Raw genomic sequence first — 25,171 nt, 5'->3', positions numbered from 1 at the left:
TTGTCTGAAGTACTTTAATAATGTTACTAATGAATACCTTGCATTTTTTTAGAAATAAATCTACTCAATAAGAAGATGATGATAAACAATACGATTGCTAATCCACCAATGAATAAAAAGTAATTCGCGTATCCAAGAGGTTCTATTAATTTAACTAATTGTGCGTTAATGCCTTGTGCGGTTGCGTTCGATAAGAACCATAAACTTAACATTTGAGAGTTAAACGCTAATGGTGCTAATTTAACAGATGTTGCTGATCCAGTTGGAGATAAACACAGCTCTCCAATAACACAGATAAAGAAAGAAGCAACAAGCCACATTGGGTTAATTAAATTTGTAGCACTAGCTGTCTGAGCGGGTATTACCATGATTAAGAAACTAATACCAGCCATTAATATACCAATTGAAAATTTAATAGGAGTGGATGGGTTGTGTTTACCCAGCTTCGACCATAGCGCTGAAATCACAGGTGCTAATAATACAACGAAGAATGGGTTTAATGATTGGAACCAGGCTGCTGGTACTAAATAATCCATACCGAATATTTTATTTAAATCTAGTTGTGTAAATTCATCAGCAAAGATTGCTAACGTGTTGGCACCTTGTTCTTGAATTGACCAGAACATGACACTTGCTAAGAACAAAGGGACATATGCAACTAAACGTGAGCGCTCAATTTCAGTTACATCCTTACTACGATACATTGTAGTCCAATAAACAATTGGTAATATAATACCTAGTATTGTAACGATGAATGAGAATGTATTAAACGTTAGTAATCCAGAATAAATACCAATTGCTATGATGAGTATTAAAGCTAAGATTGCAATAGAGAATATCTTTTTATATTTAGATTTTTCTTCTCCCTCAAGTATGTGAGTGGGTTCAACTCCAACTAAACCTAAAGCTTTTCGATTGAATATAACGTAAGCAATTAAAGCTAAAGCCATCCCGATTGCTGCTGCTAAGAACCCAATATGATAATTATAGTTTTTTTGTAATTCACCAACTATTAGAGGTGATAAAAATGCACCCATGTTGACTGACATGTAGAATATTACAAAGCCAGCATCCATACGGTTGTCATTCTTATGATATAAACCACCTAATACGTTAGAGATATTTGGTTTCATAAGTCCTGATCCGACAATTATTAAGAACATTGATGCTAGGAAGGCTGGAATACCAAAAGGTAAACTCATTGCGATATGACCCAACATTATTAAAATTGCACCATATAACAATGCACGCCTTGATCCTAGTACGCGGTCAGCTAACCATCCACCTAAAATACCTGTCATAAAGATTAATGCACCATACATTGATCCAATACTAGCTGCAGTTGTCTTGTCCATACCAAGACCACCATGTGCAACAGTATCGTACATGTAGTACACTAAAATTGCTCTCATACCATAATAACTAAAACGTTCCCAAAACTCTACGAAGAATAGGATTCCTAAGCCTTTTGGATGGCCAAAGAAACCGCTTTGAGGGACGCTTTCAACCATTTGTTCTCTTGTATATTTCATTTCTTCATCCCTTTCAATGTATAAATATTTCGAAAATTTATATTATTTCAGAATATTATTTTACCATTATTATTTAAACTATCAATAAACCATACAATATTCGAAATTTTCAAACATAAATTTATTCAATTATTTGTAACATTATTTGATATTGATAACAAGTTAACATAAATAATGGATTTGAGTAACGTTGAAAAAATAAAGGCATCCCCAAATGGGGAGCCTTTATAAAATGATGAAATAAATTCAATTTTTATTAGTGAATACCACGCATGAATTTTTTCATGACTGGACTAATGATGATTAATAGAACAGCTAAACCTAGTGTTACTAAGCCAATATTGTTGAAGTATTGATGATTTTCAACAGCTTCATAATATAAAACGAGTTTACTATTTACTAATTGCGCCACTGTGTTAGCTAAGAACCAAACACTCATCATTTGAGATGTATAAGCTTGTGGTGCAAGTTTTGTAGTTACTGATAATCCAGTAGGTGATAAACAAAGTTCTGCCATAGTGACAAGTAAGTAACTTAAAATTAACCAACCTGGATGCATTAATTGCTCACCATTATGTGTTAATGGATAAACCATAACTAAGTAACTCATACCTGCTAAGAATAAGGCGATACTGAATTTAATGATTGTAGGTGGGTTAAAACGGCCAAGTTTTACCCATAGCCAAGCAAATATTGGTGCAAGCGTAACAATGAATAGTGGATTTAACGATTGGAACCATGCAGCTGGAATCGAAAAGTTTATAGCATTATTTGTTAAAGTTGCCAAGTTTAACTCGGTATTTTTATCAGCAAAGTGTGCAAGAACTGTTGAACCTTGTTCTTGAATTGACCAGAATGCAACAGATGCCAAGAATAACGGTAAGTAGGCAAATACACGGGCTTTTTCATCTTTAGTTGTTTTCTTAGAAATAATCATTGTAATAAAGTAATAGAATGGCAGTGCCATACCTAACACTGTAACAAAGTTCATAAAGCTTGCCAGTGATAATTTGCCCATTACACCAACAATAACAAAGTATAAGATGAATGCTGCAATTACAATTCCTGTTATCGTGAATGTTTTCTTTCGATCTTGATCAGTAATTGGATTAGGTACATCTAGTCCTGATAAGCCTAAAGTTTGTTTTGAACGGAACATAAAGACAATAAGTCCAAAGAACATACCAACTGCTGCAACGGCGAATCCATAATGGAAACCGACATTTGCTTGTAACCAACCGACAATCAATGGAGATATTAATGCGCCCATGTTAATTGACATGACGAATAGTGTGAAAGCTGAGTCTACTTTCGGATCATTTTTATCATATAATTCTCCAACGTTTGTTGATATATTTGGCTTTAATAAACCAGTTCCTAAAATAATAAATAATAGTGCTACCAATAATAAAGTAAAATTGTTTGGTAAAGATAATAATATGTGTCCAATCATAATGAGAATTGCACCATATAGAATCGCCTTTCGTGTACCGATAAATCTATCAGCTAACCAGCCACCTATAACACCACTCATATAAATTAGAGCACCGTATATCGATACGATTTGCATTGCAAAGCCTTCTTCTAAGCCGAAACCACCTTTATTCACTGAATAATAAAGATAAAATAAAAGAATTGCCTTCATACCATAATAACTAAATCGCTCCCAGAATTCTGTAAGCATTAAAGTGAATAGGCCTTTAGGATGTCCAAAGAATCCTGTTCTTGGCATACTATTGACGACTTCGTCACGTGTATGTTGTGCCATACTATTTCCTCCTAAAATCAAATATTTATTGCATAAAATAATTAATATATAATGCGTTTATATATAATACACTTATTTTAATATTAAGACAATTCAATATTTATGAAATATAGAAAAGGTTACAAAAAATACACCTCATTTTGAAGTGTATTTTGGGGGTTATGTATTTAGTATTATCGATTTGTAATTGTTTCTGGATACAAATCGTGGTTCATTAAACGATAATTTGCTATTTCTTCATACTTTGTTCCTGGTCTTCCGTAGTTTGTATATGGATCAATTGAAATGCCACCACGAGGAGTGAACTTACCCCAAACTTCAATGTAGTGTGGGTCCATTAAATCAATTAAATCATTCATAATAATGTTCATACAATCTTCGTGAAAATCACCATGATTTCTGAAACTAAATAAATATAGCTTCAATGATTTTGATTCTACCATTTTAATGTTTGGTATATAGCTAATATAAATCGTTGCAAAGTCAGGTTGACCTGTAATTGGACATAAACTAGTAAACTCAGGACAATTGAATTTAACGAAATAATCTCTTCCTTGGTGTTTATTATCAAATGATTCCAAAATTGACGGATCGTATTCATATAAATATTTATTATTTTGGTTACCGAGTAAAGTAATATCTTCTAATTCCTCTTTTTGTCTGCCAGTCATAATTTCTCCTCCATTATACTTATGGTTTTATTATTGTACTTGTTTTGCACGCTTAAACATATAATAACTTGCACTAAATATAATAAAATAGCCAATGAAACTTAGCAAGTCGGGGATTTCATTAAATATAATTAATCCGATGATCGCACTGAATAATACTGTGGAATAAAAGAATATGGAAATATCTTTGGCGGCTGCATGTTGATATGCAATTGTTAGTCCAAATTGGCCCAGCGTAGCAAATACACCTGACAAAATTAAATATATAACTTGTTCGCTAGTCATTATTTCAAATTGAAAATACGTTAAAGGAATCAGTATTAACGTTGAGAAAAAAGAAAAATAAAAAACAGTGGTAAAGAATTGTTCTTTTGGACCAAGCACTCTTAAAGTTGTATATGCAAGCGCAGCAAAGATTGCACCGAGGACACCAATTAATGCAACATACATATCAACATTGAAACTCGGCTTAATAATAAATAGGGAGCCAAAAAAGGCGAATAACATACTAATGAATTGATATCGTTTAATATGTTCTTTTAAAAACCAGGCACAAAATAATATTGTGAAAAATGGGCTAAGTTTATTCAGCATATCTGCATCACTAAGTATCATCTTGTCAATTGTGTAATAGTTTAATAGAACACCTAATAAACCGAATAAACTTCTCATCATCAGTAAAGGTTGATTTATTAATGATCCAAATAATTTTGTTTTATATTTATAAACGAAATATAGCGGTAAAATCATACCGACAATATTTCTAAACAATGATTTTTGTACGATAGGTAAATCACCAGAAAGTTTTACAAATAGACCCATCATACTAAAACCTAAAGATGCAATTAGAAGCCAAATTACTCCTTTTAATTGATTATTCATATTAAATCCTCTCTTATTTTTATTATGTCTAATAAAGTCTTAATTTTAGTATCATCTTTTTCTTTAAAGTTCAACAAGTTTTTTAAGAATAATTTTTCATTTTAATCGTCACAAATTTTCAAGGTTTATAAAACTAGTAATAGCAAAGGGTTGAAATAATGTTAAAAATGTCAATATGAAAATTAAATTTTTTTGAAGACATTAGAATTGAAAAGGTATTTTTAAGTGCTATAATTAATCGTATATGTTGTGGGTGTGAAAAAAATAACCACTACATCTTGTGTTGGGTTAGTGGACAGACACAAGATAAATTTATACTTTTAAGATAAAAGTAATATACATATGATATAAGATTAGTTTCAAGACAACAACATTCCAGAAGAAAATTGGAGTGAAAACTATGAAAATTATTTATTATTCATTAACCGGGAATGTGAAACGCTTTTTAAAGAGAACAGGTTGCCCCCATACTATACCTCTAGAAAAAGCCATGATTAATGGTGTGAATGAACCTTTTATTATTGTAACGGGTACTATAGGTTTTGGCCAAGTTCCTGATGCAGTCTCCCATTTTTTAGACAAATATCAATCAAGTTTGGTCGCTGTTGTGGCAAGTGGGAATCGTAACTGGGGTCAAAATTTCGCTAAAGCGGGTGACATTATTAGTACTAAGTACAATGTACCTCTCCTTATGAAGTTTGAGTTACATGGTAATGCACGAGACGTAGAATTATTTAAGAAAAAGGTGGACGAGTGTTATGAAAACAATAGAAGAGAAACAATACAAACATATTGAGTTAAATAATCAAGTAACAAAACGACGTGAAGATGGCTTCTTTGATTTGGAGAAAGATCAAGAGGCACTGGTTATTTATTTAGAAGAAATAAATGATTTGACCATTCATTTTAATACGCCTTTAGAACGACTAAGATTTTTGGTTGATCAAGATTTTTATTATAATTTATTTGATGAATATTCAGAGCTAAATTTATTAGAAATCATTCAATTCGCAGACAATATTCCATTTCAATTTGCGAGCTATATGTCTGCAAGTAAATTTTTTAAAGATTATGCTTTAAAAACAAATGATAAGAAACAATATTTAGAGGACTATAAACAACATGTTGTGATTGTTAGCCTATACTTAGCAAAAGGTGATAAAGAAAGAGCAAAAGCTTTAGTATCAGCTATGATTGAGCAGCGTTACCAACCAGCGACACCGACATTCTTAAATGCAGGGCGTGCTCGTCGTGGTGAACTTGTATCATGCTTTCTTCTTGAAGTTGACGACAGTTTAAACTCAATAAACTATATTGATTCCACAGCGAAACAATTATCTAAAATTGGTGGTGGGGTTGCCATAAATTTATCGAAGTTACGTGCACGTGGGGAAGCGATTAAAGGTATTAAAGGTGTAGCTAAAGGAGTATTACCTGTGGCAAAGGCTTTAGAAGGTGGATTTAGCTATGCAGACCAATTAGGCCAACGTCCTGGAGCGGGTGCAGTATATTTAAATATCTTCCATTACGATGTGCTAGAATTTTTAGATACAAAAAAAGTTAATGCAGATGAAGATTTAAGATTATCTACTATATCAACAGGTTTAATTGTACCTTCAAAATTTTTTGATTTAGCAAAAGAAGGTAAAGAATTCTTCATGTTTGCACCACATACGGTTGAACGTGAATATGGGCAAACTTTAGATGATATAGATATTGAAGTGATGTATGATGAATTAGTGAAAAATCCAAATATCATGAAGAAATCAAAAGATGCACGTGAAATGTTAAATTTAATTGCACAAACTCAATTACAGTCAGGTTATCCTTACTTAATGTTTAAAGATAATGCTAATAAAGTACATGCCAACGCAAATATTGGTCAAATTAAAATGAGTAATTTATGTACTGAAATTTTCCAATTACAAGAGACATCTGTGATAAATGATTACGGTACGGAAGACGAAATCAAACGTGATATCTCATGTAATTTAGGGTCATTAAATATCGTTAATGTGATGGAGTCTAAGAAATTTCAGGACTCAGTTCACATTGGTATGGACGCTTTAACAACTGTAAGTGATGTTGCTGATATTAAAAATGCACCAGGTGTAGCGAAAGCAAATCGTGAATTACATTCTGTAGGTTTAGGTGTAATGAATTTACATGGATTCTTAGCGAAGAACAAGATTGGATATGAATCTGAAGAAGCAAAAGAATTTGCAGCAACATTCTTTATGATGATGAACTATTATTCAATCGAACGTTCAATGCAAATTGCTATGGAGCGTAATGAACGTTATGCAGATTTTGAGCAGTCTAATTATGCTACGGGTGAGTATTTCTTAAAGTATGAAACTACTGACTACGCACCAAAATCAGATAAAGTAAAGGCATTGTTTGATGGCATTGATGTGCCAACGCAAGAAGATTGGGTTTCATTAAAAGAAGCTGTAATGAAAAATGGATTGTTCCATGCATATCGCTTAGCGATAGCACCAACACAAAGTATTTCATACGTCCAAAATGCGACTAGTTCAGTGATGCCGATTGTTGACCAAATTGAACGTAGAACATATGGTAATGCTGAAACGTTCTATCCTATGCCATTTTTATCACCAGAAACAATGTGGTTTTATAAATCAGCATTTAATACGAACCAAATGAAGTTAATTGACTTAATTGCAACGATTCAAGAGCACGTTGACCAAGGTATTTCAACAATCCTATTCGTTAACTCTGATATTTCTACTAGGGAATTATCTAGACTTTATGTTTATGCTCATCATAAAGGTCTGAAATCTTTGTATTACACACGCAATAAATTATTGAGTGTAGAAGAATGTACAAGTTGTGCAGTATAATTCATAATCACACAAAACAATAATTTTAAGAGGCCGATAATCGGTCTCTTAAAACTGTTAATAAATTCTCATGACAAAGGACTGACAAAATGAAAGCTGTAAACTGGAATACGCAAGAAGATATGACAAATATGTTTTGGCGACAGAACATATCACAAATGTGGGTTGAATCAGAATTTAAAGTATCTAAAGATATCGCGAGTTGGAAAGAATTAACAGAAGACGAGAAATTTACGTTTAATCACGCGCTTGCTGGATTAACGGGACTAGATACTCATCAAGCAGATGATGGTATGCCCTTAATTGGTTTACATACACAAGATTTACGTAAAAAAGCGGTTTATTCTTTTATGGGAATGATGGAACAAATTCACGCAAAAAGTTATTCTCATATTTTTACAACATTATTACCTTCTTCTGAGACGAATGAATTATTAGACAACTGGGTTGTGAATGAACCTCATCTGAAATTCAAATCAGATATAATTGTTGGACGATATCATAAACTATGGGCGCAAGATGCTTCTATTTATGATCAATATATGGCTCGTGTAGCGTCAGTATTTCTAGAAACGTTTTTATTCTATAGTGGGTTTTATTATCCGTTATACCTTGCTGGACAAGGTAAAATGACAACTTCTGGTGAGATTATTCGTAAGATTTTATTAGATGAATCGATTCACGGTGTATTCACTGGTTTAGATGCACAAAGTTTACGTAATGAATTGACAGATGATGAAAAGTTACGTGCAGATAAAGATATGTATGATATGCTTCAAAAGTTATATGCAAATGAAGAAAGTTATACAAAGATGCTATATGATCGTGTTGGATTAACAGAAGACGTATTGAATTACGTGCAATATAACGGTAATAAAGCTTTGGCAAATTTAGGGTTTGAACCGTATTTTGATGACAAAGACTTTAATCCAATCATAGAGAATGCATTAAATACAACAACTAAAAATCATGACTTTTTTAGTGTAAAAGGCGATGGTTATGTGATTGCTTTAAATGTAGAAGCATTGACAGATGAAGATTTCATATTTGAAAATTAATATAAAAATGACAAGTTGATGACAATAAGTATATCAGCTTGTTTTTTTATGTATTGTCACAGTTTGTTCATTGAATTAAAGGAGTAAGTTACTGATAATTTAAGAGATATAAATTTTTAGGGGGATTGTGATGAAAAAGTTATTTATCATAGCTGCAAGTACTCTAATGCTCACAGCATGCAGTCAAGAGGCAAAACAAGAAGGTCATGAAGGACATGCTACAAGTTCAGAATCAAAAACAGTTACACCTTTGACGGTTGAATTAGATGTACCTGCAAAAGCAAAAGTAGGGGAGAAAGTTATCATTACTGCGACTGTGAAACATGGTGAGGAATTTGTAAATGAAGCGGACGAAGTGATGTTTGAAATAATTAAAGATAAGAATATGAAAAAATCTGTTAAAGAAAAAGTGAAAGAAGCTAAAGAAGGTAAATATACATTAGAATATACATTTAAGCAAAAAGGAAACTATAATGTGATTAGTCATGTTACAGCGCATAATCAACATACAATGCCAAATGGTGATATCATCGTACGCTAATCCGAATGAGAGAAACAGTTCAATGAAGTCAGTCGAAATAAAAAGGGATTAGGACTAAAAGTCCTAATCCCTTTTATAGTTTTTCACCAATAACTCTTACCTCTGGATGTAATTCAATCCCACTATTTTCAAGTACATTTTTTTGAACATGGGCAATCATTAATTCGTAATCGGTGGCAGTTCCGTTATTTACGTTTACGATAAAGCCTGCATGTTTCTTTGATACTTCTACACCACCAATTCTATGCCCCTGTAATCCGGCTTCCTGTATCAACTGTCCAGCAAAATGTCCGGGAGGTCTTCTGAAAACACTACCGCATGATGGATATTCTAAAGGTTGCTTATCCTCACGTCTCTCAGTTAAAATATCCATTTGTGATTGAATTAAATTAATATCACCACGTTCTAATTTGAAAGTTGCTTCAAGTACAACATAATGTTCAGCTTGAATGATACTCGTTCTATAATCTAATTGTAGTTCTTCGTTTGTTAATGTGATAATTTCCCCAGCTTGATTAACAACGGTTGCACTTTCAATCACGTCTTTGACTTCGCCACCATATGCACCAGCATTCATGTAAACAGCACCGCCAATTGAACCAGGAATACCACAAGCAAACTCTAATCCTGTTAAATGATGATCACGTGCAATACGTGAAACCTCGATTATCGCAGCTCCGCTACTTGCAATTATTGTATCTACTTCGACTTGCACTTCAGTTAAACCAAGTAAGCTAATGACAATACCACGAATTCCACCATCGCGAATTATTATATTTGATCCGTTACCTAGATATGTAACTGGAATTTGATGTTCATTCGCAAATTGAATTACTTTTTGAATTTCAGAGTATTTTACAGGTGTGATATAAATATCAGCATTACCACCTGTTTTCGTATAAGTATATTTTTTTAAAGGTTCATTTATTTTGATGTGTGAAGCTTCTATTAACTCACTTATTCCATCATATATTTCCGTTACTTGCATGTTCATTACGCCCTTTCGGTAAATTCAAACTTAATTATATCAGTTAATGTATGTATTTTAAACTGACAGTTTGATTTTAAACCAGTTTGATTTCAAATTTTCATATTCTTTCACAGAAACATCATGATTGATTGCTTTTTTATAGACATTAAATGCCTCATAATTTGCTTCAAGCATATGTTGACCTTCAATATATTTATTTAATTTTTTACTATGTTCTTCAATGATATGTAATCGAACTGTCTCATTTAATGATTGTAGATTATCAAATTTGGCATACACACATTTTTTATTGTAAGCATGATGCAAGCGATAAAAATGTTGTAAGTTTAATCGTTTTTCATCTAATGTTGTCATGGCATGTAAACTTTCGACGATAACGAGTACGTCTATTATACCACTGGTTAGAGCCCCTTCAATTGCTGTAGATCCAATATGTTGTGTTTTAAGTATTGGTGTATCTAAAAGGGTAATGAGCATAGTGTTAACATGTTGAAATTTACGTTTATAATAATTGATATTGTTGTTTATTGTTAGGTTAGGCTTTTGCTTTAACATGTAATGTATTTCCTTTCGATTAAAAATATTTCTTCGTGAACTGAGATATAATCTTTGTTTTATTTCTTACTCAAATTAGGTATAATATTGATATCGAGGAGATTTTATATGAAAAAATTATATTCTATCATGTTAATTGTAATAATAAGTACCATTATTGCTGGTTGTGGGAACAAAGTAAAGTCTGATATAAATGATTATAAAGTTCAAATGAAAGAAGTACAATCTGTTGAGAAGAAACTAGTCGTAGAAATTGATCAATTAGGATTAGATAAAGCGGACCAGTTATTGGGTTCTGAAGTAACAGAAGAAAAAAAGAAAAAATTAAAGAAAATCGAATTGAGTATAAAAAAGAAAATTATACCTCAATTGCGTACATACGAAAAACAGGTTCAATCAGTAAAGGTTGAAACTAAGGAAGTAAAAGATGTCCATGAAATCTATGTACGTAATTTGAATAAAAAAAAGCAGTTTATTTCTGAACTAGAGGAATATATGAAATTGTTTAATCAATCGATATTATCGAATGAAAAAATATTGGAATATACGAAAGTATTTGAAAAGAATAAAGCACTAAACGAAAAATATGCAAAAAAAGCACAAGATAGTGCGTCAGAGTCTGGTGATTTTGATACATTAATGAAATTGATTAATGACAATAGTGAATTACTTAAAGAAAAGGTATCGTATTTAACGTCTGGTTCAACAGTTGAAGAGAAACAAAAGTATATAGATAGTACGTTAATCCCATTATTGAAATCAAATGTTAATCAGTTAAATCAAACAAAATTAAAATCGAAAAATGTAATCGGTATGCGCAAAGCAACGATAGAAACGTATTATAGTTTAATTAACTATTATAAAGAGCGCAAAGTAGCCATGAAAACTGAAAATGAGCTTCAAGAATTACCGATTCAAGATATTCTCGAGAATACGAAGTATATAAAATCGATAGATGAGAAGTACTACGACGCATTAAATGCATTGGAAGCAAAACATTAAAAAGGGTTAAAGAAAAAAGTATTAACCCTCTTATTAAGAGACAAAACAGCGAAACAGAAGTTGCTATAAGCAAAAACCGAACAAGCTATAAATCAAAGTCCGATTTATTAGTTTCGTTCGGTTTATGCTTGTAATGAACACTTAGTTCCCAGTCTCTTTTATTTTGGTGTTGTGCTATCATCGCCATTTTTATTATGTTTAGATATAATTATATTTTTCAAGATGACTGTAAAAATCCAAATAAGAATAGCAATGAAGATGATAATGGTTAATGTAGGATTCTTATTAATATCATTAAAGAAAAGTAATACGTAAATTAGCACACAAGTGTTTAACGTATCAATAAATGTCCAACGTTTAAGCGGTATTTTATTATTATTCATTCTAGTCCTCCAATGGTTATTTAGTTCTATTATATCAATGTGTAATTGTTAGAGATAGGGGTATAAATAAATAATAGATTGCAAAATTAAACTTTGCGTGATATATTTTAAAAATCGAATGCACAATGATGGGGTGAAATCATGATAATAAAATTGAATACGATTGAACAGTTTGAAGAGATGTTAGAGACGAATTCGAAAGTTTTTTTCCTAAAACATTCAAACACATGCCCAATTTCAGCGAGTGCGTACGATCAATTCGATAATTTTGCTTATGAACGCGACATTAATGCATATTATTGTATCGTCCAAGATGCACGTGAATTATCAGACTATATTGAAGTAAAAACAACAATCAAACATGAATCGCCTCAAGCATTTTACTTTAATCATGGTAAAGTGACTTGGCATGACAGCCATAAAAATATAACGATTGCAAATCTTTCAAAAGCTGAAGAATAATAAACATGGTATGATAAAGTAAATAATCATAAACTTAACTAATAGTGCCACTATTAGTTATTTATTTTGGAGGAAAAAATGAAAATATTAATCGCAATGGATTCATATTTTGATAAATTATACTCTCATCATGCCAATCAGTATGTGTACGATGGTGTTAAATCAGTGGATAAAACATCTAATGTGGTAATGGTACCGTTGTTTGAGAGTGATAAAAATATGATCGATGCATTACTTGTTTGGGAAAAGGGTCGTAAAATTAAGCGTAAAATTGTTAATGATATGTTGTTACCGACTGAAGTAGACGTAGCAATATTAGAACACGATACTATGCTGATTGATAGTAAGTCAATCCTAGCGAGTGACCAGCCACTACTAGCATCTAGTTTTGGATTAGGGGAGTTAATTACTCAAGGACTAGATATGGGTGTGAAATCATTTATTATTTCAATGGGTGGATTAAGCACATTTGATGCAGGTTTAGGTATGTTATCGGCTTTTGGAGCAAAATTCTATAATCGAGATTATAACGAGATAGACCAACCAATAACTCAGAGTATCTTAAAAGAGATACGTCATATGGAACTTAGCGATATGGATAATCGTTTAAAATCAGTCGTCTTTACGATTGTGAGTGACCATCAATATAAAATATATGGTAAAGAAAGTCATATCGCAAATAGTGACTTTGATTTTGAAACGAAACAAGCAATAGATAATAGTATATGGTATATTGCACAGCAATTTAAGAAATTTAATATCGACCTTACAGCATCTATTTATGGTGGTGATGGGGGAGTAATCAGAGCGGTTTTTGAACAAGTATTTAACGCGAAAACTAAGACATCTGCTGAGCTTATTTTTGAACGTACACATATTAAAAGTTTATTAGATGAAGCGGATATGGTGATATATGGTGGAGGAAGTGAAGATGAATCAACTGGTTCACTTGTTGTTCGTGAAATTAATAAATTGCAAAACCCAAATAAAATAAATGTTTATTTAATGGGTGGAAAGCAATATAAACAAATGAGTAATGACAAAGAAGTGATTGAACTTAATATTTATCCGGAAGTAAAAGAAGATACCGAAGACATTCAAATCGGTATACAATTACAAAATGCCGTGAAAAATATAGTGATGGCTACACGTAAACAAGAATTAGGAACTAAATAAAAAATGATGGCTGATAAATCACAGATTTATCAGCCATCATTTTTTTATTAAATTATATTTCTTCTTCAAATTTCTTTAAAATTCCCACAATCGTCATCACAGATTTCTCCATATCGTCAATTGATACGTATTCGTATGGTCCATGGAAGTTTTCTGCACCGGTAAAAATATTAGGCGTAGGTAAGCCCATAAATGATAACTGGCTACCATCTGTACCACCACGAATTGGTTCAACAATTGGTGTGATGTCTAATGCCTTCATAACTTCTAATGGTACATTGATTAAGTCTTTATGAGGAGTGATTTTCTCACCCATATTGAAGTATTGATTATTTATTGAAATACTTGCAGCTTCTTTACCAAAATCTGACTGAATAGATTTAATGATATCTTGCATAGTCAATTTACGCGCTTCAAATTTATCACGGTCATGATCGCGTATTATATAGACAAGCTTAGCGTGTTCAACATTACCTTCCATCTCCATTAAGTGATAGAAACCTTGATAGCCATCAGTATGTTCTGGACGTTCTTGCTCTGGTAATGCACTTTGGAAACGCACGGCTAGGTTTAAAGCATTAACCATTTTATCCTTTGCACTTCCTGGATGAACATTAACGCCATTGAATGAGACTTCAACACCTGCTGCATTAAAACTTTCATATTGTAATTCCCCACGTCTTCCACCATCTATTGTATATGCAAATTCAGCACCGAAACGCTCAACATCGAATTTATGAGGGCCACGGCCAATTTCTTCGTCAGGTGTAAAACCAAAACGGATTTTTCCATGTTTAATTTCAGGGTGGTTGATTAAATATTCAACTGCCGCCATAATCTCTGTAATTCCGGCTTTATTATCAGCACCTAAAAGAGTAGTACCATCTGTCGTCATTAATGTATGCCCTTTGTATAGTTCAAGTTCAGGGAATTTTGATTTTTCAATCACTAAGCCACTTTTTAACGTAATATCTTTTCCATCAAAGTTCTCGATAATTTGTGGTGATACGTTTGTACCTGTGAAATCAGTTGCTGTATCCACATGTGCGAGTAAACCAATTGTTGGAATGCTTTTATCAGTGTTTGCTGGTAATGTTGCAAACAGATATCCATATTCATCGATATCAGTTTCAAGGCCTAAGCTTTCAATTTCTTTTTGTAATAGATTAAGTAAATCCCATTGTTTTTCAGTCGATGGTGTTACTGTACTTGATGCATCAGACTGTGTATCAATTTTAACGTAAGTTGATAATCGCTCGATTAGTTTTTGTTTCATCTTATTGCCTCCATTAATAATTATATGTTAATACTCTTATTTTAATCTTAATTGAAAAAAATCACACTAATTTTATTTTATCTTGTACATAAAATAAATATAGCGTGATTTATAATTTTATTGGTTTTTCACCATTTCTTTTACGACTTCGTTGGTGTTTGTAATGAGTATAACCTTTTAAGAATGTTTGGAATAATATTTCTGCGATTAGTAAACCGAAAGCAATCGCACCAGATGCGAGTGTTGCTTCCATTCCTTTAACAAGTGCTTCACTAAAATCAGAAATAATTAAGTTTTTTGTAGCATCATATGCAACACCTCCAGGTACTAAAGGAATAATACCTGCTACATTAAATATAATCACAGGACGTTTATAATATCTCGCGAAAAAGTGCGCACATAAACTAAGTGATAATGAGCCTAAAAATACGCCCACGGCTAATGTTAAATGCGTCGCTTCTGCAATCGTAAAAACCATCCAACCAATTGCGCCAACAAACCCACAAGCCATCAATAAATTTTTAGGTGCATTAAAAACGACTGCGAAAAATACTGAAGCAAAGAAACTAATAACGGTTTGAAATAATAAAGTCATTTTTGAACCTCCTAAAAAATAATGAGAATTGTAGCAACACCAGCTCCAATTGCGAATGCGGTTAGAGCTGCTTCAACGCCCTTAGAAATACCAGCGAGTAATTGGCCAGCCATCATATCACGAATGGCATTAGTGATAGGCACACCGGGAACTAATGGCATTACTGCCGAGATAATAATTTTATCAAATTCCCCTTTATATATATAATTAACAAAAATTAAGCCGACAACGGCGATAGCCATTGCACCGGCATACTCGGCGAAGAATTGAATTTTATACACTTTACCGATGTAATCACATACATAATAACCAATACCACCTGCTATAAATGACGGGATGGCATCCATTGGCTGTCCTTTAAACATAAATAAAAATAAGGCACATACAATAGCGCTAGACAATAGTTTAAACCAAAATGAATATTGTAAATCGGCTTTTTCAAGCTCGTCTAAAGCAAGTTTAGCCGCTTCTAAAGTTACTTTTCCACTTGTAATCGCACGTGAGATTTCATTTACTTCTGATATTTTTTCTAAATCAGTTGTTCTATTTGAAATACGATATAAACGCGTCGAGCTTTTCTCATCGAGCGAAAATATGATTGCTGTTGGTGTAACGAAACTATGCGTTTTATGCAAGCCGTAGTGTGAAGCGATTCGAGTCATTGTGTCTTCAACTCGATAAGTTTCAGCACCTGATTCTAAAAGAATCTTACCTGCAAGCATCGCAACATCTTTTACTTTCTTTTCATCATAAAGTTGTGTTGAAACCATCTTTGCCTCCTTAATAAAAAAATAACAGAAAGTAACTTCCTGTTATTTTATGATCGGATTAAACATTACTGTATTCTGTCCTTGAAACTTTGCAGCATGTAACATTTCATCTGCTTCTTTGAATATTTTTCGATGCGTTTTTATTTCGTCAGTAGAAACGTAACCTATACCTATCGTTACTGATAAGTGAATGACTTCTTTATTTGGTAAATGTAATGTAGAATTCACAACACCAGAGCGAATACTCTCGGCTACCTTTACAGTATCATCAAGTGAATGATTCGTAAAGATAACACTAAACTCTTCACCAGCATTTCTAAAAGTTTTTGAATCGGTAGGAACATAGTTACGAATAACTTGAGCCATTTGTTTTAAGACAGCATCTCCGGCATCATGTCCAAATCGATCATTAACTTCTTTAAAATCATCAATATCAATCAATAATAAGGCTAATGATTGTTTAGTTTCTGATGCATTCTTACTTACTTTGTTTAAATAGCGATCAAATTCACGCACATTACCTAAACCGGTTAAATGATCTATCTCATCTTCGTTTTCAAAACGTTGAATAACCTTATAAATTCGCCAAATGTCAACAAACATTAAACTTGATGTTAATGACAGAGTAAAACTAGAAATTGTAAGTAGAATTAATTCAAGTATATTTAATGTATGGATAAAATATTGGTATACACCTATAATAACGACGCTTAACAGTGTTAACCATTGAATAGCATTAAAGTCATTTTGTTTAATGAAGGGACCAATCATACTTGCGAGTGTCGCAATAATTAATAAATCAAGAGTCTGATTCGCAGGTACATTAAAGATAAATATTTCAGCAAGAACAAGAATACTCGCACTAAAGATGGTATATAAAAAGTTTGTATAACGCCCTAAAAATAGTAAGGGGATAAATGCGAGATTAAATGATATATGGTGATACGTAATTGGGTAAGTCATCAGTAGAAATGAAATTAGTGTCATTAACAAAGTTATATAATTTTTTGAGAATACGATTTCTTTTTCTTCGAAAAATTGAAGTCTATGGAATAAATAAATACCACTGACAGTCACTGCGGCATTAAAAATAATTGCTTCTATCAAAATACCCCTCCTTACTAACTACGATAAATTTTTGCTTTAGAAAATCCACGACCAATAATTTCTGATGTATTGATAAAAATTACGAATGAATCAGGTTCTTCACGTGTAATAATTTGTTTAAAATAAATTGCTTCTTTTTGTTCCATAACAGAGAAGAGTAAACTCTTACCTTCTCTGTTAAAACCACCAAAAGCATTAACACTAGTTACACCACGTTCAACATGTTCGTGAATTAAATTAATTATTTGTTGCTCTTTGGTTGTAATAATAAAGACTAGCTTATTATCTCCTGTATGTAACTGTACAATATCAATGACTTTACTTGTTACATAAATAGAAATCAAAGCATATAACGCAAGTTCAAAGTTAAAAATGAATGCGCTTAAAATAACGACAAATGCATCTACAATTAGTTGGCAGAAACCACTCGATAAACCTGTGTATTTTTTTACGATTTGAGCAAGAGTAGCCGTTCCACCTGTTGAGCCATTACCGCGGTAGACTAATCCTAAACCAATACCAAGAACAATACCACCATAAAGAGAAGCGAGTAATGCATCTTTCGTTCCCTTATCGACAAGACTTGCCGTTAAGAAGATGGTTATAGGAACAATAAATGTTGCAATAACAGTCTTTAGACTGAATGATTTGCCTAACGTTAACCAACCAATTATAAAAATAGGAATGTTGAATACAAATTGAATCATTGCAGGATCAGTACCCATTACTTTGTTTAGGATGGTACTTAGTCCTGAAATGCCTCCTGCAGCTATTTGTCCAGGTAGTAAAAATAAATTGTAACTAATACCTACAATAATAGAACCAATAATTGTGTATAAAATATCAATAAATACTGTTTTATTCATATTTTCACTCCTTTTTGTCAAAAAAATAGTAAAGCATTGATTTACGTGCTTTACCCATTTTTTTTAATTAAACGCCTAAGTTGTCTTTCATTTGTTGTTTCACATCTTGTTTTGTGTCTTCGTTTGGAATAAAATACCATAAACCGTCAGCATCCATTTCATTTTTACCATTTAAATGGAGCTTCTTAATTGTACCTAAAGCAGGTGGATATTGCTTTCTTAATTTATTAATATCTTGGAATGCAATATTAGTTGTTACACTGCTTGAAATTGTTTTTAATACTTGATTGAATCTTGGCACAGATTCAATACTAAGCATCTTATCTGTAATGGCTTTAACAATGACTTGTTGACGAACTTGGCGTCCCTCATCACCCATTGAACCCTTTTCTTTACGACTACGTGCAAAAGCTAATGCATCTCTACCATTCATATGATATTTCTGTCCAGCAACAAAATTATATTCAGCAAACTTAAATGTATGCGGACTTGTTACATCAATACCACCGATATTATCTATAATGAAAATGAAATCATCCATATCCACCGTCGCGTAATAATCGATTGGCATGTTGAAAAATTTCTCGAGTGTATCAATTGCCATTTTTGGACCACCATACGCATAAGCATGATTAATTTTTTCGACTGTACCATGTCCAACAATTTCCGCTTTGGTATCTCGTGGAATACTCATAATCGTTGTCATATTATTTGATGGATTAACCGTAGCTAATATCATTGTGTCTGAGCGTTTACCTTCTTGACGAAACTCACGTCCAGCATCTGAATCTAGACCAAATAATGCAATAGAAATTGGCTGGCCAGCGCTTAAATCAATATTAGCATTTCTCATTTCTGATGTTGCACGAGAATATTTAGGATCTTGTAATGTGTCTGCTGTATGTTTGAGTTGGAAAAAGACATAGACAAAAAGTAATGCAAAAACAAATATTGTAGCCATAAACAAAGATGCAAGGACAAAAAATAATTTTCTTTGTGTTCTAACACGTGCGCGTGAACTCATGAACATGCTCCTTTAATCATTTGAATATACTTTCTTTTAACCGTACTATTATGTAACAAAATAGTCTTTTCGTCAAACAAATATAGAAACTAATAATAAATTGTTTCATATTCATTATACATTCTTTAATAGGAGAAATGGAGGTTTTGTGCTATAGTAAATGAGAATGATTCGCTAGAGGTGGCTTATGTTTACATTAAAATTAATCATGATAACAATTTTAATTTCTTTTATTTTAACCCCATTAATTATAAAGTTTTCTCATTTAGTTGGGGCATTAGATAAACCGAATTATCGAAAAGTGCATACAAAGCCAGTTTCAGTATTAGGCGGTGTCGTTATCCTTATTTCGTTTTTAATTGGAATATGGATTGGTCATCCTGTTGAACCGGAAATTAAACCCATCATTATTGGTGCAGTACTCATTAATATACTTGGTATCATAGATGATTTATTTGATTTGTCTGCGATTGTGAAGTTGATTGGTCAAATCGGTGTGGCGCTCGTGGTCGTTTTACATGGTATCACTTTAGATTTAATTACATTACCATTTGGAATTGTAATTGAATTTGGATACTTAAGTATACCGATGACGATTTTATGGATTGTAGCAGTGACAAATGCGATTAATTTAGTTGATGGATTAGATGGTTTGGCAGCAGGCGTTTCGATGATTGCTTTAGGTACGATTGGTTTTATTGCGATATTACAACAAAATATATTTATAATGATGATATGTAGTGTATTGATTGGGTCTTTATTGGGCTTCTTAAGGTATAATTTTTATCCAGCAAAGATATTTTTAGGAGATAATGGAGCATTATTACTTGGATTTATTATTGGCGTATTGAGTTTACTTGGATTTAAGAACATTACATTAATATCTTTATTCTTTCCAATAATTATTTTAGCAGTACCTTTTATTGATATGAGTTTCGCGATGATTAGACGTTATCGACAGGGGAAGCCGATTATGCAGGCGGATAAATCGCATCTACATCATAAATTATTAGGGCTTGGATATACACATGCTCAAACTGTTATATTAATTTATTCTATTGCAATCTTATTTAGTATTGCTTCTATAATATTGTATTTATCAACGCGATTAGGAGCAATATTAATTGTGACATTAATTGTTATTACGATAGAGCTTATTGTAGAATTTACTGGACTCATAGATGATAATCATAAACCTATGTTAAAAATGATACGTAAGATATTAAAATAAGATCTAGATAATATTCTAAATCTTATTTTATATCTTATTTTTTTATGTCTATAAACTAAAGGGTAACATCATTTCTTCTTCAATTGTATAAACTGCACTACCCAGAGTAGTTTCTGTAACGAATTGTTCGAATGCTTCTTTATCATCAGCAGTAACTTGAATAACGTAAGTTACTTTATCTGTATAGCGTGTATCGATTACAATATAAGGATAACTTGTGATACTATGCTCAAATTTACCTGTACTTTCATAACTTAATGTAACGTGATATTTCAAAGCATATTTAATAATTACTTTACCAGTTACTTTAATTGCATCTGATACACTGCCTTGATAAGCACGAATCAATCCTCCCGTACCAAGTTTAATACCTCCAAAATAACGTGTCACGATGGCTAAAGTGTTATGCACATCGTTTTTCTTTAATGCTTCTAACATTGGTACACCTGCTGTGCCACTCGGTTCACCGTCATCATTAGCTTTTTGAATTTGGTGTTTGTCACCGATTGTATAGGCTGAACAATTATGGTTTGCATCTTTATGCTTCTTTTTAATATATGCTATTTTCTCTTTCGCTTCTTCTTCATTTTCTATTTGATATAAATAAGTGATAAAGCGTGATTTATTAATAATCTCTTCGTTAATATTATCTTTTTTTATTGTAATATAGTTTTGCATCGTATCCCTCATTAATGTTTGATTTCTTATGTATTTATTTTAACAGACTAGTCAAAATATTTTCATTTAATTTGTATTACTTTATTTTTAATAATAAACCGTATAAAATATATATTGGGATGTAATGGGACGGAGGTCATTTATGAAAACAGCCATTATTACAGATTCAACTGCATATATTCCTGCAGAAATTCAAAAAGCACAGGATATCCACATCATTTCATTAAATGTAATTTTTAAAAATGAGATTTTTGTGGAAGAAGAATATAATCCACAAACTTTTTATGAAAGAATGCGTACTGAAAAAGAATTACCTACAACGAGTCAGCCGACAACAGGTGCATATGTTGCATTGTTAGAGCAACTAAAATCTGAAGGTTATACAGATTGTATTTCGATTCACCTATCAAGTGGAATTAGTGGCACTTACCAAAATGCTATTTCAGCTGGTGCAATGGTTGATGGCATTACATTACATGCATTTGATTCAGAGTTAGCAGCAATGGCAATGGGCTTTTATGTGCTACGTGCTGCAGAATTGAGAGATGTTGTTTCACCAGAAGAAATTCTTGCTGATTTAGAAGCGATGAAACTCAAGACGAATGCATACTTTTTAGTAGACGATTTAAAGAATCTACAAAAAGGAGGACGTCTAACAGGTGCACAAGCATTAATTGGTAGTATGTTACAGGTGAAGCCCATCTTACATTTTGTAGATACAAAGATTGTACCATTCGATAAAGTACGTACAAAGAAAAAGGGTATTAAGTTATTAAAAGACTTATTTGCTGCTGAAATAAAAGATTATCAAGATGTAACAGCGGTATTAATCCATGGAAACTCTGAAAGTGAGGCTGATACAATTATCGCTGAGCTAAAATCAGAATTCCCTCAAATAACTATAATTAAGAGTTATTTTGGACCAGTCATTGGTACGCACTTAGGTGAAAAAGCAATTGGATTAGGATTTACAAACAAAAAGTTTGATATTTTAAAGTAGTATTGTCTTATATTAATATTTATTTCCGGCACACATTTTTTTGTGTGCTTTTTTTATGGAGGTTTTTATGAGAATTACTGTTACAGAAGTTGAATCGTTGTATCCTGCAATAAAGACAGAAGGTCAATTAAGTTGTCAATTTTGTTTGAATCAAAACCCGCATTTATTTCATAGGTACTACCACCATGGTTATCAAGAATACATTACTTACTGTAGAAGTTGTATTACTCAAAGTGTTCACTCTAAAAAATATTTACACATATCCTCAGCATTATCAAAAGTTGAAGAAATTGTCATTCATTTACCATTTACATTAACGAAACAACAACAACATGCATCAAAATTTATATTAGAAAAAATAGAACAACAGCAAAGTTGTTTACTGTATGCCGTTACTGGTGCTGGCAAAACCGAAATGATTTTAGAAGGGATAGTATTTGTGAGGAGAAAAGGTGGGAATGTAGCAGTGGTGTCTCCACGTACGGATGTTGTAAAAGAATTATCAATACGTTTGACTGACTATTTACAAACGGATAATATTGCAACACTTTACGGTGGACATTCAGAGATTCTTTCGGAACAATTGATTATTAGCACAATACATCAATTAATGTATTTTAAAGATCACTTTGATTTAATCATAATAGATGAAATCGACGCATTTCCAGTAGGACATGATCCAAGACTTATGAAATTGCTTGAACGCGCTTTAAGTGATAATGGGATATTCGTATATTTATCTGCAACACCACCTAAATATATTTTGAAACAATGTGAAAAGAATATAGTTTATTTACCCTTACGGTATCATGAACGCCCTTTACCTGTACCCAAGTTTCAATATTTAGGTCATCATCAAATCGTAAAGAAGATAAATAGTATGTTACAGCGAGTGACGCATCAAAATATAATTCTTATCTTTTTTCATGATATCCAATTGATGATTAGAGCGTATGCCACTTTACATGATGATTTAAAAGTAAAAGTAGTATGTGTCGACTCAAGTGATATTGAACGTCATGAAAAAGTAGAAGACATCAGAAATAAAAAGTATCAATTTGTCTTTACAACCACAATACTCGAACGTGGCTTTACTATGCAAGATTTATATGTATGGGTATTCAACAGTCATTTATTTAAGAGTGATAGTTTAATTCAAATTGCTGGACGCGTAGATCGTAAAGGTAATAAGAAAAATGGGGAGGTTATCTTTTTTCAAGATGGCATTAGTTTATCTATGATTAACGCTAAGAAAAATATTCAAAAAATGAATCAAAGAGGTGCACATGTATTACAATAAATGCATTGTCTGTCAAAATGATTTAATTGAAACTTTTACGATTGATAATTTGTTTACACCGCAGCTAAGAGTTTGTAATCGATGTGTTGGAAAAATGATGCAACAAGAAGAAGTTATACGCTGTCTAAATTGTAAGAAAAAATTAGCTGTGAATGAAAAAACATGTATGGATTGTATGTTTATCGAGACACATTTCGGATTTAGGAACCACGTTGATTTTGTGAGTGACTACAACGAACATGTCTCAAATATTATACACCAATATAAATCAAATGGTGATATAGCGCTCGCACAGGCAATGGCTACATGCTTATTAATTCAATATAATAAAAGTTATTTTAAGTATTTTGATTATATTATTCCTATGCCGATATCAGAGCATCGATTAAAAGTCCGTGGATTCAATCATATAAATGAAATACTTGATAAAATGCAAATTAAATATCACGATATTTTGCACACAGAGTATCGAGAGAAACAAATGATGTTAAGCAAACTTGAACGAATATTTCAGGAAAATCCATTTACTTTAGAACAAAATATTAAGGAAGGATCACGTATATTGTTAGTGGATGATATTTACACTACTGGTTTAACCATCAGTCATGCAAGGAGTGTATTTTTATCCTATAAACATTGTGAAATCAAAGTGTTAGCGTTTGCAAGAGGCTGAATATTTGGTAAAATATAAGTAGGAAGAAACAACCAGAATAGTTTCAAAGGAGCGATTTAATATGATTAGATATGAAATCCACGGAGACAACATTTCAGTAACAGATGCAATAAGAAATTACATTGAAGAAAAATTAAGCAAACTTGAAAGATATTTTACTAACGTGCCGGATACGAATGCACATGTAAAAATTAAAACTTATCAAGATGGCAAATCTAAAGTTGAGGTTACAATTCCTCTAAAAAACGTAACATTACGTGCAGAAGAACGCCATGATGACTTATATGCAGGTGTAGATTTAATCGTTGAAAAATTAGAACGTCAAGTGCGTAAACACAAAACAAAAATAAATCGTAAATTCCGTGAAAAAGGAATTGAAAAAGAAGTCTTCCCAAGCTTACCTGAAGTCGAAGAAGCACAAGTAGAAAAAGAAGATGAAATTGAAATTATCCGTTCTAAACAGTTCGACTTAAAACCTATGGATGCTGAAGAGGCTGTATTACAAATGAACTTATTAGGTCATGATTTCTACATCTTCAATGATGGGGAAACGAACGGAACAAATATCGTTTATAAACGTAAAGATGGTAAATATGGTTTAATTGAAACGACTGTTAATCATTAATTTAATACTTTATTTATTAGTAGTAAAGACTGAAGCAAATTGCACTTGCTTCAGTCTTTTTATATTTTAATTAATATTTTCATAATATTTATACAATATTAATAAATGTTAAAATTTAAATATACTTTGAAATATACGAAA

26 protein-coding genes are annotated in these 25,171 nt (G+C 32.1%); 12 read left to right on the top strand and 14 right to left on the bottom strand.

The annotated features are described in order from the left end of the window. Positions 1 to 26 precede the first annotated feature (26 nt). From ACMGE9_RS02940 to ACMGE9_RS02925, 4 genes are all read right to left on the bottom strand, one after another. Positions 27 to 1,532, bottom strand: coding sequence for a peptide MFS transporter (locus tag ACMGE9_RS02940; protein ID WP_414043766.1), 1,506 nt, complete (start codon positions 1,530 to 1,532; stop codon positions 27 to 29). Positions 1,533 to 1,788: 256 nt separating this feature from the next. Next, positions 1,789 to 3,300: a peptide MFS transporter gene (locus ACMGE9_RS02935; protein WP_414043765.1), complete on the bottom strand. Its 1,512-nt coding sequence runs from the start codon at positions 3,298 to 3,300 to the stop codon at positions 1,789 to 1,791. 173 nt (positions 3,301 to 3,473) lie between these two features. Further along, positions 3,474 to 3,974 (bottom strand): preQ(1) synthase, encoded by a 501-nt coding sequence (queF, locus tag ACMGE9_RS02930; RefSeq protein WP_414044435.1) that lies wholly within the window; start codon positions 3,972 to 3,974, stop codon positions 3,474 to 3,476. A 27-nt stretch (positions 3,975 to 4,001) separates the two neighbouring features. Further along, positions 4,002 to 4,853: a DMT family transporter gene (locus ACMGE9_RS02925; protein WP_414043764.1), complete on the bottom strand. Its 852-nt coding sequence runs from the start codon at positions 4,851 to 4,853 to the stop codon at positions 4,002 to 4,004. A gap of 400 nt (positions 4,854 to 5,253) precedes the next feature. Here ACMGE9_RS02925 and nrdI point away from each other — a divergent pair, with 400 nt between their 5' ends. The 4 genes from nrdI (at position 5,254) to ACMGE9_RS02905 (ending at position 9,316) form a co-directional block, all read left to right on the top strand. Then, positions 5,254 to 5,649: a class Ib ribonucleoside-diphosphate reductase assembly flavoprotein NrdI gene (gene nrdI, locus ACMGE9_RS02920; protein ID WP_414043763.1), complete on the top strand. Its 396-nt coding sequence runs from the start codon at positions 5,254 to 5,256 to the stop codon at positions 5,647 to 5,649. Then, positions 5,612 to 7,717 (top strand): class 1b ribonucleoside-diphosphate reductase subunit alpha, encoded by a 2,106-nt coding sequence (nrdE, locus tag ACMGE9_RS02915; RefSeq protein WP_414043762.1) that lies wholly within the window; start codon positions 5,612 to 5,614, stop codon positions 7,715 to 7,717. Before nrdI ends, nrdE begins: the two co-directional genes overlap by 38 nt. An 89-nt stretch (positions 7,718 to 7,806) precedes the next feature. Beyond that, positions 7,807 to 8,775, top strand: a complete 969-nt coding sequence (nrdF, locus tag ACMGE9_RS02910) for a class 1b ribonucleoside-diphosphate reductase subunit beta (protein ID WP_414043761.1) — start codon at positions 7,807 to 7,809, stop codon at positions 8,773 to 8,775. A gap of 130 nt (positions 8,776 to 8,905) precedes the next feature. Next, positions 8,906 to 9,316 (top strand): FixH family protein, encoded by a 411-nt coding sequence (locus ACMGE9_RS02905; RefSeq protein WP_414043760.1) that lies wholly within the window; start codon positions 8,906 to 8,908, stop codon positions 9,314 to 9,316. A gap of 73 nt (positions 9,317 to 9,389) precedes the next feature. Here the strand turns inward: ACMGE9_RS02905 and murB are convergent, their stop codons facing one another. Together murB and ACMGE9_RS02895 are read right to left on the bottom strand one after the other, a co-directional pair. Continuing rightward, a complete protein-coding gene (gene murB, locus ACMGE9_RS02900; RefSeq protein WP_414043759.1) occupies positions 9,390 to 10,304 on the bottom strand; it encodes a UDP-N-acetylmuramate dehydrogenase in 915 nt (304 codons plus the stop codon). A gap of 57 nt (positions 10,305 to 10,361) precedes the next feature. After that, positions 10,362 to 10,862 carry a GrpB family protein gene (locus ACMGE9_RS02895; RefSeq protein WP_414043758.1) on the bottom strand — a complete coding sequence of 167 codons (501 nt, stop codon included), beginning with the start codon at positions 10,860 to 10,862 and terminating at the stop codon, positions 10,362 to 10,364. A gap of 108 nt (positions 10,863 to 10,970) precedes the next feature. Between ACMGE9_RS02895 and ACMGE9_RS02890 the strand changes: the two genes are divergently transcribed. Beyond that, positions 10,971 to 11,864: an EMYY motif lipoprotein gene (locus ACMGE9_RS02890; RefSeq protein ID WP_414043757.1), complete on the top strand. Its 894-nt coding sequence runs from the start codon at positions 10,971 to 10,973 to the stop codon at positions 11,862 to 11,864. A 158-nt stretch (positions 11,865 to 12,022) separates the two neighbouring features. Here ACMGE9_RS02890 and ACMGE9_RS02885 read toward each other — a convergent pair whose 3' ends face one another. Continuing rightward, positions 12,023 to 12,247, bottom strand: coding sequence for a hypothetical protein (locus tag ACMGE9_RS02885; protein ID WP_414043756.1), 225 nt, complete (start codon positions 12,245 to 12,247; stop codon positions 12,023 to 12,025). A gap of 141 nt (positions 12,248 to 12,388) precedes the next feature. Here ACMGE9_RS02885 and ytxJ point away from each other — a divergent pair, with 141 nt between their 5' ends. After that, on the top strand, positions 12,389 to 12,709 hold the full coding sequence (gene ytxJ / locus ACMGE9_RS02880) for a bacillithiol system redox-active protein YtxJ (RefSeq protein ID WP_414043755.1): 321 nt from the start codon (positions 12,389 to 12,391) through the stop codon (positions 12,707 to 12,709). A 78-nt stretch (positions 12,710 to 12,787) separates the two neighbouring features. Beyond that, positions 12,788 to 13,885, top strand: coding sequence for a glycerate kinase (locus ACMGE9_RS02875; protein ID WP_414043754.1), 1,098 nt, complete (start codon positions 12,788 to 12,790; stop codon positions 13,883 to 13,885). A 52-nt stretch (positions 13,886 to 13,937) separates the two neighbouring features. On the opposite strand, the gene pepT is transcribed toward ACMGE9_RS02875, so the two are convergent. From pepT to ACMGE9_RS02845, 6 genes are all read right to left on the bottom strand, one after another. Further along, complete coding sequence (gene pepT / locus ACMGE9_RS02870; protein WP_414043753.1) at positions 13,938 to 15,161, bottom strand: peptidase T; 1,224 nt, start codon at positions 15,159 to 15,161, stop codon at positions 13,938 to 13,940. Positions 15,162 to 15,270: 109 nt separating this feature from the next. After that, on the bottom strand, positions 15,271 to 15,756 hold the full coding sequence (locus ACMGE9_RS02865; RefSeq protein WP_414043752.1) for a threonine/serine exporter family protein: 486 nt from the start codon (positions 15,754 to 15,756) through the stop codon (positions 15,271 to 15,273). Positions 15,757 to 15,767: 11 nt separating this feature from the next. After that, positions 15,768 to 16,526: a threonine/serine exporter family protein gene (locus ACMGE9_RS02860; protein ID WP_414043751.1), complete on the bottom strand. Its 759-nt coding sequence runs from the start codon at positions 16,524 to 16,526 to the stop codon at positions 15,768 to 15,770. Positions 16,527 to 16,568: 42 nt separating this feature from the next. Continuing rightward, positions 16,569 to 17,633, bottom strand: coding sequence for a GGDEF domain-containing protein GdpS (gene gdpS, locus ACMGE9_RS02855; RefSeq protein WP_414043750.1), 1,065 nt, complete (start codon positions 17,631 to 17,633; stop codon positions 16,569 to 16,571). A 14-nt stretch (positions 17,634 to 17,647) separates the two neighbouring features. Beyond that, on the bottom strand, positions 17,648 to 18,499 hold the full coding sequence (locus ACMGE9_RS02850; RefSeq protein ID WP_414043749.1) for a YitT family protein: 852 nt from the start codon (positions 18,497 to 18,499) through the stop codon (positions 17,648 to 17,650). A gap of 67 nt (positions 18,500 to 18,566) precedes the next feature. Beyond that, on the bottom strand, positions 18,567 to 19,523 hold the full coding sequence (locus ACMGE9_RS02845; RefSeq protein ID WP_414043748.1) for an LCP family protein: 957 nt from the start codon (positions 19,521 to 19,523) through the stop codon (positions 18,567 to 18,569). Positions 19,524 to 19,710: 187 nt separating this feature from the next. Between ACMGE9_RS02845 and ACMGE9_RS02840 the strand changes: the two genes are divergently transcribed. Further along, positions 19,711 to 20,754, top strand: coding sequence for a glycosyltransferase family 4 protein (locus ACMGE9_RS02840; RefSeq protein WP_414043747.1), 1,044 nt, complete (start codon positions 19,711 to 19,713; stop codon positions 20,752 to 20,754). Between the two features lie 48 nt (positions 20,755 to 20,802). Here the strand turns inward: ACMGE9_RS02840 and ACMGE9_RS02835 are convergent, their stop codons facing one another. Next, a complete protein-coding gene (locus tag ACMGE9_RS02835) occupies positions 20,803 to 21,432 on the bottom strand; it encodes a YigZ family protein (protein ID WP_414043746.1) in 630 nt (209 codons plus the stop codon). 142 nt (positions 21,433 to 21,574) lie between these two features. Here ACMGE9_RS02835 and ACMGE9_RS02830 point away from each other — a divergent pair, with 142 nt between their 5' ends. The 4 genes from ACMGE9_RS02830 (at position 21,575) to hpf (ending at position 25,030) form a co-directional block, all read left to right on the top strand. Beyond that, positions 21,575 to 22,432 (top strand): DegV family protein, encoded by an 858-nt coding sequence (locus ACMGE9_RS02830; RefSeq protein ID WP_414043745.1) that lies wholly within the window; start codon positions 21,575 to 21,577, stop codon positions 22,430 to 22,432. A 67-nt stretch (positions 22,433 to 22,499) separates the two neighbouring features. Continuing rightward, positions 22,500 to 23,732 carry a DEAD/DEAH box helicase family protein gene (locus ACMGE9_RS02825; RefSeq protein ID WP_414043744.1) on the top strand — a complete coding sequence of 411 codons (1,233 nt, stop codon included), beginning with the start codon at positions 22,500 to 22,502 and terminating at the stop codon, positions 23,730 to 23,732. Continuing rightward, positions 23,719 to 24,405: a ComF family protein gene (locus ACMGE9_RS02820; RefSeq protein ID WP_414043743.1), complete on the top strand. Its 687-nt coding sequence runs from the start codon at positions 23,719 to 23,721 to the stop codon at positions 24,403 to 24,405. The genes ACMGE9_RS02825 and ACMGE9_RS02820 overlap by 14 nt, the downstream gene beginning before the upstream one ends. Before the next feature lie 61 nt (positions 24,406 to 24,466). Beyond that, a complete protein-coding gene (hpf, locus tag ACMGE9_RS02815; protein ID WP_414043742.1) occupies positions 24,467 to 25,030 on the top strand; it encodes a ribosome hibernation-promoting factor, HPF/YfiA family in 564 nt (187 codons plus the stop codon). The last annotated feature ends 141 nt before the right edge of the window (positions 25,031 to 25,171 follow it).

This window comes from Macrococcus animalis (assembly GCF_047425875.1).
Classification (GTDB): domain Bacteria; phylum Bacillota; class Bacilli; order Staphylococcales; family Staphylococcaceae; genus Macrococcoides; species Macrococcoides animalis.
This window is presented reverse-complemented; position numbering and strand designations above follow the sequence as displayed.